Annotated in this window: 9 protein-coding genes; 7 read left to right on the top strand and 2 right to left on the bottom strand. The window is 39.6% G+C overall.

Annotated elements, in window-relative coordinates:
• The first annotated feature begins 197 nt into the window (after positions 1 to 197).
• The 6 genes from dnaE (at position 198) to ACZZZW_RS10075 (ending at position 9046) form a co-directional block, all read left to right on the top strand.
• On the top strand, positions 198 to 4631 hold the full coding sequence (dnaE, locus tag ACZZZW_RS10050; protein ID WP_463493139.1) for a DNA polymerase III subunit alpha: 4434 nt from the start codon (positions 198 to 200) through the stop codon (positions 4629 to 4631).
• 154 nt (positions 4632 to 4785) lie between these two features.
• On the top strand, positions 4786 to 5106 hold the full coding sequence (gene trxA, locus ACZZZW_RS10055; RefSeq protein ID WP_029275428.1) for a thioredoxin: 321 nt from the start codon (positions 4786 to 4788) through the stop codon (positions 5104 to 5106).
• A gap of 126 nt (positions 5107 to 5232) precedes the next feature.
• Positions 5233 to 6450, top strand: coding sequence for a PQQ-dependent sugar dehydrogenase (locus ACZZZW_RS10060; protein ID WP_463493140.1), 1218 nt, complete (start codon positions 5233 to 5235; stop codon positions 6448 to 6450).
• A 625-nt stretch (positions 6451 to 7075) separates the two neighbouring features.
• A complete protein-coding gene (locus ACZZZW_RS10065) occupies positions 7076 to 7993 on the top strand; it encodes a DUF58 domain-containing protein (protein ID WP_463493141.1) in 918 nt (305 codons plus the stop codon).
• A 70-nt stretch (positions 7994 to 8063) separates the two neighbouring features.
• Positions 8064 to 8525 (top strand): redoxin domain-containing protein, encoded by a 462-nt coding sequence (locus ACZZZW_RS10070; protein WP_055914766.1) that lies wholly within the window; start codon positions 8064 to 8066, stop codon positions 8523 to 8525.
• A 2-nt stretch (positions 8526 to 8527) separates the two neighbouring features.
• Entirely contained in the window at positions 8528 to 9046 is a 519-nt protein-coding gene (locus ACZZZW_RS10075; protein ID WP_463493142.1) for a DsbA family protein, read from the top strand.
• Positions 9047 to 9111: 65 nt separating this feature from the next.
• On the opposite strand, the gene ACZZZW_RS10080 is transcribed toward ACZZZW_RS10075, so the two are convergent.
• Entirely contained in the window at positions 9112 to 9564 is a 453-nt protein-coding gene (locus ACZZZW_RS10080) for a hypothetical protein (protein WP_463493143.1), read from the bottom strand.
• Between the two features lie 412 nt (positions 9565 to 9976).
• Between ACZZZW_RS10080 and ACZZZW_RS10085 the strand changes: the two genes are divergently transcribed.
• Positions 9977 to 11713, top strand: a complete 1737-nt coding sequence (locus tag ACZZZW_RS10085) for a thiamine pyrophosphate-dependent enzyme (RefSeq protein ID WP_463493144.1) — start codon at positions 9977 to 9979, stop codon at positions 11711 to 11713.
• 216 nt (positions 11714 to 11929) lie between these two features.
• Here the strand turns inward: ACZZZW_RS10085 and hppD are convergent, their stop codons facing one another.
• Positions 11930 to 13060, bottom strand: a complete 1131-nt coding sequence (gene hppD / locus ACZZZW_RS10090; protein WP_463493145.1) for a 4-hydroxyphenylpyruvate dioxygenase — start codon at positions 13058 to 13060, stop codon at positions 11930 to 11932.
• Between the last annotated feature and the right edge of the window lie 64 nt (positions 13061 to 13124).

Here is a 13124-nt window from a genome sequence, read left to right on the forward strand (position 1 = left end):
TAACAGAACTTCATCTGCTCTTAAATAAGTATTAGTTGAAGTTTGTACACATCCTTTTTAAACCTCGCAGGTTTCAAAAACCTGCGAGGTTTGTTCGTCACATTTTGTTGATAAAATCCTGACAACTTCAACCCTCAAATTCCTTATTTTTGAAGAACCGTTATTATTTCTAAACGGTTAATTCTTTACCGCACACTATGTACTTAATTTTTGATACTGAAACCACGGGTTTGCCCCGCAATTACAATGCACCAGTTACCGATACGGATAACTGGCCACGTTGTATACAGATTGCCTGGCAATTGCACGATGAGATGGGGAGATTGGTTGAACATCAGGATTATCTTGTTAAACCAGAGGGATTTAACATTCCCTATGATGCAGAGCGGATTCACGGTATTTCTACTGAACTTGCTGCCGAACAAGGTATTGGTTTTGATGAAATGCTGGCTAAGTTTAATGAAGTTTTAAATAAGGCCAAGTTTATTGTAGGTCAGAATGTTGGCTTTGATGTAAACATTATGGGCTGCGAATTTCACCGTTTTGGTGTTGCTAACCGCTTGGCAGAAATGCCGGTTTTAGATACCTGTACCGAAGTTACCGCGCAGTTGTTGCAATTGCCCGGAGGTAGAGGCGGTAAATTTAAATTGCCAACCTTAACCGAGCTGCATTCTTACTTGTTCGGTGTTCCTTTTAACGAGGCACACAACGCTACCGCCGATGTGGAAGCAACCACGCGTTGTTTTTTGGAGCTGGTAAAAAGAGAAGTTTTTAAGATAGAAGAATTACAGGTTGATGTAGCATACTTTCCCCGTTTTAGAGAAGTAAATCCGGCTACTATTGAGGGTGTTGGTTTAAAACACATTAATTTAAAAGCTGCTTCGGATGAAATTCGTAAGCGTTTACAAAAAGCTGAAGGCGGAGGAATTTCCAAACAAGAACTTGCCGGGAATAAACAGGAACTTGCCGCCGCAACTTTTGTGCACTTGCATAACCATACCCAATTTTCGGTATTGCAAAGTACCATTAGCATCCCCGATTTGATTAAAGCTACAGCAGCACAGAAAATGCCTGCCGTTGCGATGACAGATCATGCGAATATGATGGGGGCTTTCCATTTTGTAAACCAAGTTTTAAACCATAATAAAGCCGCAGAAGCAAAAAATGCCGCCGCCATTGAAGCTGGCGAACGACCTACAGAGGTGGTAATGACCCCTATTGTTGGAGTTGAGTTTTTTGTTTGTAATAATCATCTTGACAGAACCGCTAAAGACAATGGTTACCAGATGGTGTTGTTGGCTAAAAATAAAAAAGGCTACCACAATTTGGCTAAAATGTCATCTATCGCCTATACCAAGGGTTTTTATTATGTGCCCCGTATTGATAGGCAGATAATTGAGCAATATAAAGATGATATTATAGTATTATCGGGTAACCTTTCTGGTGAGATTTCGAACAAAATCTTAAACATGGGCGAAACCCAGGCCGAAGAAGCTTTAATTTGGTGGAAAAACATGTTTGGCGATGATTTCTATGTTGAGGTAATGCGTCACAATCAGGAAGATGAAAACCGTGTAAACGAATCATTAATAGCCCTGGCACGCAAACATGCTGTTAAACTGGTGGCTACCAACAATACCTATTACATTAACAAAAAAGATGCGAATGCGCACGATATTTTGCTTTGTGTAAAAGACGGCGAAAAACAGGCTACACCAATTGGTCGCGGCCGGGGTTACCGTTATGGCCTGCCAAATCAGGAATACTATTTCAAATCTGGTGATGAAATGAAAGCACTTTTTGCCGATTTACCAGAGGCGATTGTAAATATTCAAGAGATTGTAGATAAAATAGAAATTTATAAACTTGCCCGCGAAGTACTCTTACCTAAATTCGACATTCCTGAAGAATTTTTGGTAGAAGAAGATGAAGCCGATGGCGGAAAGCGCGGTGAGAATAAGTTTTTGCGCCACCTTACTTACGAAGGAGCAAAGAAACGTTATGGTGTTTTAACACCCGAAGTTACCGAACGTTTAGACTTCGAATTACAAACCATTGAAAAAACGGGTTATCCGGGTTACTTTTTAATTGTACAGGATTTTATTGCCGAGGCACGCCGCAGGGATGTTTCGGTGGGTCCTGGCCGGGGTTCTGCAGCCGGCTCGGTGGTTGCCTATTGTTTGTGGATTACCAATATCGATCCGATTAAGTACGATCTCCTTTTTGAGCGTTTCTTAAATCCGGATCGTGTATCCATGCCTGATATTGATATTGATTTTGATGATGAGGGCCGTGGCCGTGTGATGGAATATGTAATTAATAAATACGGTTCCAGTCAGGTTGCTCAAATCATCACATATGGTACAATGGCGGCCAAATCTTCTATCCGCGACACTGCGAGGGTATTGGATCTGCCACTTTTCGAAGCCGATAAAATTGCAAAGCTGATTCCGAACATGAAGCTCGCAAAAATCTTCAACCTGGATGAGAAAACGCTGAAAGAATCGCTTCGCCCGGATGAATACGAACGGGTGGTGGAGTTGAAAAACTTAGGCGGTTTAAAAGATTTAAGTGCCGAAACCATCCAACAGGCGCAGATTTTAGAGGGATCGTTAAGGAATACAGGAATTCATGCCTGCGGGGTAATTATTACGCCAAGTGATATTACCAATTTCGTGCCCGTATCTACCGCAAAGGATTCTGATTTATATGTGACCCAGTTTGATAACTCCGTTGTAGAGAGCGCGGGTTTATTAAAAATGGACTTTTTGGGTTTAAAAACCCTTACGCTGATAAAAGATACCGTAAAACTGGTTAAAAAACGGTTCGGTATCGATCTAGATCCTGATAATTTTCCGATCGATGATGTACTAACGTACGAACTCTTTCAGCGTGGCGAAACAATCGGTATCTTCCAGTATGAGAGTCCGGGGATGCAGAAATACATGAAGGAACTGAAGCCAACAGTTTTCGACGATTTAATTGCGATGAATGCGTTATATCGCCCAGGACCAATGGAGTACATTCCGAGTTTCGTTCGCCGTAAAAATGGTGAAGAAGAAATTAAGTACGATTTGGATGCTTGTGAAGAATATTTAAAAGAAACCTACGGAATTACCGTTTACCAGGAACAGGTGATGCTTTTATCGCAGAAACTGGCTGGTTTTACCAAAGGTGAGGCCGACGTACTGCGTAAGGCAATGGGTAAAAAGCAAAAAGATGTACTGGATAAAATGAAACCAAAGTTTGTGAAACAAGCGGCCGAAAAAGGTCATGATGCCACAACTTTAGAAAAAATATGGAAAGATTGGGAAGCATTTGCATCCTATGCTTTCAATAAATCGCACTCCACCTGTTATGCTTGGATTGCCTATCAAACAGCCTATCTAAAAGCGCATTACCCTGCCGAGTATATGGCTGCGGTACTATCGAACAACATGAGCGATATTAAACAGGTGGCTTTCTTTATGGAGGAGTGCCGCCAGATGAGTGTTACCGTATTGGGGCCTGATGTAAACGAATCTGACCTTAAATTTTCGGTTAATGCCAAAGGTGAAGTCCGTTTTGGTATGTCGGCAGTAAAAGGTGTGGGCGAAAAAGCGGTAGAAAGTATTATTGAAGAAAGATTGAGCAATGGTCCATACAGCAACGTTTATGATTTTGCAAAACGTTCTAACACCCGTATTGTAAATAAAAAAGCATACGAGAGTTTTGTATATAGTGGCGCATTTGATGCATTTGGAGGGCATAGGGCACAATATTTCTATATCGGCCCCAATGATAAAATGAATGGTATTGAAAAGATTATTAAATATGCCAACGATTTTCAGAATAACGAAAGCACTTCGCAGGCATCATTGTTCGGTGGATCTAAAGCTGATTTAATTTTAGAACCAAGTTTGCCGGTTTCGCCAGAATGGGCTTTAATGGACAGGTTGAAGTATGAAAAAGATGCCATCGGAATTTTCCTTTCCGGCCACCCGTTGGATAATTACAAACTTGAACTTGATAAATTTTGTACACATGGCGTAAGGCAGCTGAGTATCATCAACAAAGTGCGCATGGGCGATAACAATGAAGAAGTTTTAGCCGAATTTGAGAAACTGAAAAACCGCGAGCTCTGTGTAGGAGGATTGGTGGTTACGGCATCACAACGGATTACCAAAACAGGTAAACCCTTTGGTACTTTCGTGTTCGAAGATTATGATGATGCCAGCGAAATGGCCCTTTTCGGAGAAGACTTTTTAAAGTTTAAGTCTTTTTTAACAGAGGGATACTTTTTACAGATTAGAGGAAGGGTAGGAGAACGTTTCGGTAAAGCAGGCGATTGGGAGTTTAAAATAACAGCGATAAACCTCATGTCTGAACTAAGGGATAAACTGGCTAAAAGTTTAACGATACAGGTGCCGATTGAGCGGGTTAACGATCAACTGATGCGCGAAATTGAAGCTATATTAGCAGACAATAAGGCAAACACCGAGCAGCAGAACTGCCATCTTAACTTCGCAATTTTTGACCGTGAAAAAGAAATCATGCTCGATTTGCCTTCAAAAAACCTAAAGATAAACCCTAACAATAAGTTTTTGGAACAATTGCTCGGATTGAATGTTGTAAATTACAAATTAAACTAACGTTTGGCGCTTAGCGATATGCGTTTAGCTTGTTAACGCTAACCGCCCCACGCATACCGCTTCCTGCCTCTACCTCAGAATAATGTCAAATTGACATTGGAAATGTGTTGGCATTACAATTGAATACATATATTTGAACATAAAAAAAATAATTATGGCATTAGAAATCACAGATGCAAACTTCGAGGAGCTTGTATTAAAATCAGATAAACCCGTATTAGTAGATTTTTGGGCAGAATGGTGTGGCCCTTGTCGCATGGTTGGTCCAGTAGTAGAAGAAATCGCTAAAGAATATGATGGTAAAGCGGTAGTTGGAAAAGTAAACGTTGATAACAACCCTCAAATTTCAATGCAGTTTGGTATCCGTAACATTCCGGCTTTATTATACTTTAAAGATGGTCAGGTTGTAGATAAACAAGTTGGTGCTGTTCCAAAATCAGTATTGGCAGAAAAATTAAACAAGCAACTGGCTTAGTTTAAGCTCAAAGCAGAAACACCAAGCTCAAAGGCTTGTAACATATTTAAAACCCAGGTTCATTTGATGAATTTGGGTTTTTTATTGCAAACATAATTTTGTTTCTTTAATAAAAAACTAACAACCATGTCTATTAACTTATTTAGCAATAAAACTTTTGGTATTTTATTGGCGGGTTTGGCTTTAAACAGTGCAAATATAGCACGTGTAGCTGCACAAAATCCTGTTGAAACCAATGAACCATCGGCTGATTATAAACCCGCCTTTGCCGGGCAAACCCGAATTGCAGGTGTAAAAACCAAAACCCCTTTGGATATTTCGGTTATCAACGAGAAGTTAGAGAACCCATGGGCCATATCAGTGCTTCCGAATGGTGGTTTTTTAATTACACAAAAGCAAGGCACCATGGTTATTCTTACGCCTGATGGTAAATTAAGCAAAAAGATAACCGGCTTACCTAAAGTAGATCCATCTGGGCAAGGAGGATTATTGGATGTAACTTTAGACCCTAATTTTGCAAAAAACAGAATAATTTACTGGGCTTTTTCAGAGCCACAGGACAAAGGTTCTTTATTGGCCATTGCCAAAGGAAAACTGGCTGCTAATGAAACTACGGTAGAAAACCAAACCATTATTTACCGTGCCGGCCCTGCTTATGGCGGTAAACTTCAATATGGCTCGAGGATTGTTTTTGATAAAAACGGCAATTTATTTGTGAGTACCGGTGAGCGTTCAGGAAACGATATCAGAATCCAGGCGCAGTATTTAAATTCCTCATTGGGGAAAATCCTTCACCTTACCACTGATGGTAAAGCGGTTCCAAACGGTCCGTTTGCAGGAAAAGGAGATGCAAAACCAGAAATTTATGCTTACGGACTCCGCAATCCTGATGGTTTGGCCATAAACCCCTTAACAGGCGACTTATGGGAGGCTGAATTTGGACCAAAGGGTGGCGATGAAGTAAATATCATTAAACCAGGCAAAAACTATGGCTGGCCGATCATGAGCTATGGAACTGAGTATAGTGGAAAAAAAGTTGGGGATGGAATTCAGCAGAAAGAAGGCATGGAACAACCAGTTTATTACTGGAATCCAAGTATCTCACCGGGTTGCATTGCTTTTTACAACAGCACTAAAATTGCTGAATGGAAAGGGAATTTATTTGTGGGTGGTTTAGGTGGTTCGCACATTATCCGTTTAGTAATTAAAGACGATAAGATAGTTGGAGAAGAAAGACTACTGGAAGGCAAAGGCGAACGTTTCCGCGATATGGTAGAGGGTAAAGATGGTGCACTTTATTCGGTTACCGATAACGGTCATTTGTATAGAATAGCGAAGAAATGATAATATAATTTATTAAATACTAATCCCGAATTCATTTATTGAGTTCGGGATTTTTGTTTTAAATCACTTTACTTTTTTTGCAAAGGAGGGTTCATTTTTTTATCGGGGTTTTTTGGGCCGTTTTCCGTTTACAATTAATAACAACTCGTTTTAAGATGCAGTGATTGATTTAATGCGGTGGGTTTTGCGTTAGGGATTGTAAGGGTTCAGTGCCGATATTTAATCGGTACCGGAGCGAAGCGGAGCCCTGTAAAGCCCGCCCCCTTGCGCAGCTTGGGGAACGCCCTTATCAGTTGACAGTTTTCAGTTATTAGTTTTCAGTTTTCAGGTGACAGTTTTCAGTTGACAGTTATTAGTTTGCAGTTATACTTATCGGTTTCCCCTTATCAGTTTTCAGTTTTCAGTTTCAGTTGATAGTTATTAGTTTTCAGTTTATACTTATTGGTTTGCAGTTAACAATTATCAGTTTTGAATTGATAGTTTTCGGTTTGCAATTCACAATAGCCATTTCGCAGTTAAAAATTAACAACTCCCAATTACCAGTTTGCCGTTTCCTGTTTTACGCTTTAATTAGGTTTTTAATACCTGAGCAGATTATTTATAAATCTTTTATTAGCTTTACCATATGCAGGCTGTAAACTACGAAAACGAAACAAGTTATGGTAATTTAGAACTGCTTGCCCAGCAAGTAGTAGAAGGTTTTATTACAGGCCTGCATAAAAGCCCTTTCCATGGTTTTTCGGTAGAGTTTGCTGAGCACCGCCAATATAATAATGGTGATAATGTTAAAAATATTGATTGGAAATTGTATGCTAAAACCGATAAATTGTACAGCAAACGTTTTGAGGAGGAAACCAATCTCCGTTGCCAGTTTGTAATCGATGTTTCCTCTTCGATGTATTTCCCCGAGCCAAAAAATAACAAGCTTACTTTTGCTATACAGGCTGCGGCATCATTAATGTACCTGCTTAAAAAACAACGCGATGCATTTGGTTTGAGCTTGTTTACGGATGAAATCCTTTTAAATTCGCCAGCAAAATCGACCACTGTACACCAGAAATATTTATTTACCCAGTTGGAGGAGCTGCTGCAGAAACCGAGCGTAAATTCACAAACCAACTTAAGCGAAGCCCTGCACCAGGTTGCCGAACTGATTCATAAACGCTCGCTGGTTATTATTTTTAGTGATCTTTTTAATACGCAAACCAGTACTGATAAAACGGATCAGTTTTTTGATGCGCTGCAACATTTAAAATTTAATAAACACGAAGTTGTGGTTTTTAATGTGGTAGATAAATCAAAAGAGGTTGATTTCAATTTTGAAAACCGACCTTACCAGTTTATCGATATGGAAACCGGCGATACCATCAAAGTGCACACCAACCAGGTTAAAGACAATTACATGGCTGCGGTTACTGATTACCGCCAGCAGATTGCCTTGAAATGCGCCCAGTATAAAATCGATTTGATCGATGCCGATATACATGAAGGTTATTATCCCATTCTACAATCTTACTTAATTAAGCGGCAGAAATTAGGTTAACTTTTTTACAAAACAACCCCGAGGCCAGCAATGTTAAACTTATAACAATTCAAATTAAAAACTCCCTGATATGTTAGAAAAAGGCGCTACAGCACCAGATTTCGAATTGAATGCTACACCCGATCAAAAAATAAAACTTAAAGATTTTAAAGGTAAAAATGTAATCCTGGCTTTTTATCCTGCCGACTGGAGCCCGGTGTGCAGCGACCAGATGGCATTATACAACGAAATGTTAAAATATTTTGATAAGCACGATGCGCAGATTTTTGGTATCTCTGTAGATAGCGTATGGTGTCACCTTGCTTTTGAAGAGAATAGAAAGTTACATTTTCCACTTTTGGCCGATTTTGAACCAAAGGGAGCAGTTTCTAAAGCTTATGGTGCTTACGACGATGAACTTGGCGAAAGTAAACGTGCACTGTTTGTAATTGATAAGGAAGGTAAAATTGCATGGAGTTATTTATCTCCGATAGCGGTTAACCCTGGTGCCGATGGGATTTTGGATGCATTGGAAGAATTAAGCAAAAAATAATTATGAGCACATTAAAACCTGAAGTAAGCAACCAGGATCACATTAAAGGTGATGATTCTGCAAGCATCACCATTGTGGAATTTGGCGATTACCAATGCCCGTATTGTGGCGATGCCTACCCGATTATAAAAGAGATTGAAGAAACTTTCGGACATCAGATTAAATTCATCTTCAGGCATTTTCCTTTGGCCAATGCACATGAGTTGGCTTTCCCTGCCGCAATAGCAGGCGAAGCAGCTGGCTTACAAGGTAAATTTTGGGAGATGCATGATGCACTTTACGAAAACCAATACCGGTTAACTGCTGATTTATTTGATGAACTGGCCGAAACAATTGGACTGGATTTGGAGCAGTTTCAGCAAGACAGTGCTTCTGCTGAAATTAAAACGAAAATAGAAGATGATTTTGACAGCGGTGTACGAAGCGGTGTAAATGGTACGCCCTCATTTTATGTAAACGGAACTAAGTTTGATGGTGGAGCAACAGATCTTTACCAGATGTTGAACGAAAGTGCCGGGTAGGATAAAATGCATAATGGCAATAAACCTTCCTATATATGGGCTTATTGATTTATAGCAAGCCTTTTTTAATCGAGCGTAAAGTTAACATTTAAAGTGTATTTGATACGAAGGTCTCTGATTACATGAACTTCACAATCATCTTTAACTAAACGCTGGGAAATGATTAAGTTTTCATTTGGTTTAAGGTTAATCTTCTGTTTAATATGATATTTTTTATTACAGCCCTTGGCCACATAACCATCAAGGCAAAAAGAAATATCAGTGATTACTTGTTTGGTGGTGTTTTTGATTATGATTTTAGCAAATGTACCTAAATCGCTGTTGCGTATATATTTGATTTCTTTAACATAAACAGGTTTTCGCCTGTAAGTGGTATCGTTTAACATTGATTTTGAGGGTTCAGGTTTTTGAGCTGCCGTAATTTTTTCATGTCTTACCTTTTTGCTCATATTCTGAAATTGCATTTCAAAAGCTCCACAACAGATAATTAATAATATTCCGAATCCTTTAGTAAGCATAATTTGAGTAGTTGTGATTAACGGTAAGTTATTGCTTTTTTTCTAAAATTAAACCTATCGCATGATCATGCCCTCATGGAGCCGCATTTTGCATAAAAAAACCTCATGTATTTTGCAATACATGAGGTATCAGATAAGGGTAACCGGAAAACTAAAAAACTAATTATGAGTTTTTAGAATTTAACAAAATTGAAATCGCTTCGTGTTTTGTTATTTCAAAGGTGCACTTCATTTATGAAGTTTTAGTGAAGAAAACTTTATCCATTCCCTAATGCGATACTTATGTTACAACTTAGGATAAAAAGTCTTTGTTGAGTCAGTTTGGCTTATTTTGTAGGTATAATAAAAACAATATTGGTGCTTAATCTCTTTATAAGTTATCTTAAACAATCCCTGATTAAAAAATATCTTCATGAGTAAAAATGTGGCAGAACAACTGGTTGAAATGCTGGTTGAAGTTGGCGTAAAAAGAGTTTATGCCGTTACTGGAGACAGTTTAAATTATTTTAATGATGCGGTAAAAAGAAACGGTAAAATTAAATGGATCCACGTCCGTAATGAAGAAGCAGGTGCATTTGCCGCAGCAGCAGAAGCTGAACTCGATGGCATTGCTTGCTGCGCCGGAAGCTGCGGCCCGGGCCACGTTCATTTAATTAACGGCCTTTACGATGCCCACCGTTCGCATGTTCCTGTAATTGCCATTGCATCCACTATCCCAACCAGTGAGTTTGGGATGGACTTTTTTCAGGAAACCAATACCATAAAATTATTTGATGACTGCAGTTACTACAACCAGGTAGCCACAACTGCTGCACAGGCACCAAGAATGTTTCAAACCGCTGTGCAACACGCCATTCATAAAAAAGGTGTTGCCGTTTTCGGTTTGCCCGGCGATGTAGCCCAAATGGATGCTGTAGAAAGTATAACCGCAATGCAACTGTTTAATAATAAACCGGTAATCCGTCCATCCGATATGGAGCTGAATACCCTGGCAGAACTGTTAAATAGTGAAAAGAAAATTATGCTTTATTGCGGAATAGGAGCCGCCGAAGCCCATGATGAAGTAGTAGCATTGGCAGCGAAACTAAAGGCACCTGTAGGATTTTCGTTCCGTGGTAAAATGAGCATTCAATACGATAATCCTTATGAAGTTGGTATGACGGGGCTTTTAGGTCAGCCATCGGGTTACCATGCCATGCACGAAGCAGACGTTGTATTGCTTTTAGGAACGGATTTTCCTTATGTAAACTTTATGCCCGAAAAGAACAAGATTGTGCAAATTGACGAAAAACCTGAACGATTGGGGAGAAGAGCAAAGCTTACCATGGGTTTATGTGGAAATATAAGTGATTCTATTAGCGCATTAATGCCGCTTGTGGAAGAAAAAAAGGATGAAAGTTTCCTTAAAGCTCAGCTTGAGTTTTATCAGAAAGTAATAGAAAGACAACAGGTTTATGTTAAAGATAGGGGAGAAGAAAATAAAATTCAACCCGAATTTGTAGCCGAAACCCTAAACAGATTGGCTGCTCGGGATGCCATTTTTACCGTAGATACCGGGATGTGCTGTGTTTGGGGTGCACGTTTTATTGATGGAACCGGCGAACGCAAAATGTTAGGTTCTTTTAACCACGGTTCAATGGCAAATGCCATGCCTATGTCAATTGGCGCTGCTTTGGCGCATCCGGAAAAACAGGTTATAGCACTCTGCGGCGATGGTGGTTTATCGATGCTTTTGGGAGATCTGGCTACCATTAAACAATATAATCTTCCTATAAAACTGATTGTATTTAACAACAGGGCTTTAGGAATGGTGAAATTAGAAATGGAAGTTGATGGATTGCCTGATAACGAAACCGATATGATCAATCCGGATTTTGCATTGGTGGCGCAGGCCATGGGCTTTAAAGGAATTACAGTTTCTAAGCCTGAAGAAGTTGAAACTGCGATTAGTCATGCGCTAAGTGAAGATGGACCGGTTTTGTTAAATATTATGACTAATCCCAATGCTTTGGCAATGCCACCAAAAATAGAATGGACGCAGGTTAAAGGGATGACAGAATCGATGGCAAAGTTAATGCTTGGCGGAAAAATGAGCGAAGTTTTGGATACGATAAAATCGAACTATAAACATTTGGGAGAAGTGCTGTAGTATAGAAAGTTTCGTCATTTCCAACTTGATTGGGAATCTTAATGCATATTAATGTTTCATAAGCATTAAGATTCCCGCCTGCGCGGGAATGACGAGCTAAATAAAAAAACGTCATCTCGACTGAGGCGCAGCAGACCGGAGAGATCTATCTAAAAAGATTTCTCGGCTTCGTTGCACTTCGCTCGAAATGACGAAATAATATTAGGAATCCCTGTATTATAAATTTCCCCTCAATTCCTGCTCACGCTCTAACGATTCGAATAAGGCTTTAAAATTACCCGCGCCAAAACTTTGTGCTCCCTTGCGTTGAATAATCTCAAAGAACAGGGTAGGACGGTCTTCTACCGGCTTGGTAAAAATTTGCAACAAGTACCCTTCCTCGTCACAATCTACCAAAATGCCCAAACTCTCCAATAAGGCTATTTCTTCATCAATTTTGCCAACACGCTGTGGCATCATATCATAATATGCTTCAGGTGGAGCACTTAAAAATTCTACACCACGCGATTTTAATTCTTTAACGGTTGTAACAATATCTTTGGTGGCCACGGCAATATGCTGTACACCTTCGCCCTCATAATATTCAAGGTATTCTTCAATCTGCGATTTCTTTTTACCTTCTGCAGGCTCATTGATCGGGAATTTTGAAAAGCCATTGCCATTACTCATCACTTTGCTCATTAAAGCCGAATATTCGGTATTGATTTGCTTATCATCAAAAGATAAAATATTTACAAATCCCATTACATCTTCATACCATTGTACGGCCTCGTTCATGCGGTTCCAGCCTACATTGCCTACACAATGGTCGATGTATAAAAGCCCGGCATCAGCAGGCTTGTAATCACTTTCCCAAACGCGGTAACCAGGCATAAATGTGCCGGTGTAGTTTTTACGCTCAATAAACATGTGAACGGTTTCGCCATAAGTATAAATGCCACTCATTTTAACTTCTCCATTCTCGTCGCTTAAAGTTTTCGGCTCCATATAAGGTTTTGCACCACGTTTTGTGGTTTCTTCAAACGCGCTGTAAGCATCATCAACCCACAGGGCCAATACTTTTACCCCGTCGCCATGTTTTTTAACATGTTCAGCAATCGGATGATCAGATTTTAATGCCGTAGTTAAGATCAATCTGATTTTGCCCTGCTGCAATACGTATGAAGATCGGTCGCGAACACCAGTTTCTGGTCCGGCATAAGCCAAACTCTGAAAACCAAATGCGGTTTTATAATAATGCGCAGCCTGCTTGGCATTGCCCACATAAAATTCAATATAATCAGTTCCGTTAATTGGCAGAAAATCTGGTGCTTTTGATATTTTTTCTGCGAATGTTTGTGTTTCCATTGTTGTTGTTATTTTTAAATGGTTAACCGCTTAATTGTTTAAATCGGTTAACTGTGCATGTTAC

The organism is Pedobacter sp. AC379 (assembly GCF_979258145.1).

Bases quoted from the DNA above. Each gene is read 5' to 3' on its own strand.
- ACZZZW_RS10085 (WP_463493144.1), top strand. From the start codon at position 9,977: ATGAGTAAAAATGTGGCAGAACAACTGGTTGAAATGCTGGTTGAAGTT.
- ACZZZW_RS10070 (WP_055914766.1), top strand. From the start codon at position 8,064: ATGTTAGAAAAAGGCGCTACAGCACCAGATTTCGAATTGAATGCTACA.
- trxA (WP_029275428.1), top strand. From the start codon at position 4,786: ATGGCATTAGAAATCACAGATGCAAACTTCGAGGAGCTTGTATTAAAA.
- ACZZZW_RS10075 (WP_463493142.1), top strand. From the start codon at position 8,528: ATGAGCACATTAAAACCTGAAGTAAGCAACCAGGATCACATTAAAGGT.
- ACZZZW_RS10065 (WP_463493141.1), top strand. From the start codon at position 7,076: ATGCAGGCTGTAAACTACGAAAACGAAACAAGTTATGGTAATTTAGAA.
- ACZZZW_RS10060 (WP_463493140.1), top strand. From the start codon at position 5,233: ATGTCTATTAACTTATTTAGCAATAAAACTTTTGGTATTTTATTGGCG.
- hppD (WP_463493145.1), bottom strand. From the start codon at position 13,060: ATGGAAACACAAACATTCGCAGAAAAAATATCAAAAGCACCAGATTTT.
- ACZZZW_RS10080 (WP_463493143.1), bottom strand. From the start codon at position 9,564: ATGCTTACTAAAGGATTCGGAATATTATTAATTATCTGTTGTGGAGCT.
- dnaE (WP_463493139.1), top strand. From the start codon at position 198: ATGTACTTAATTTTTGATACTGAAACCACGGGTTTGCCCCGCAATTAC.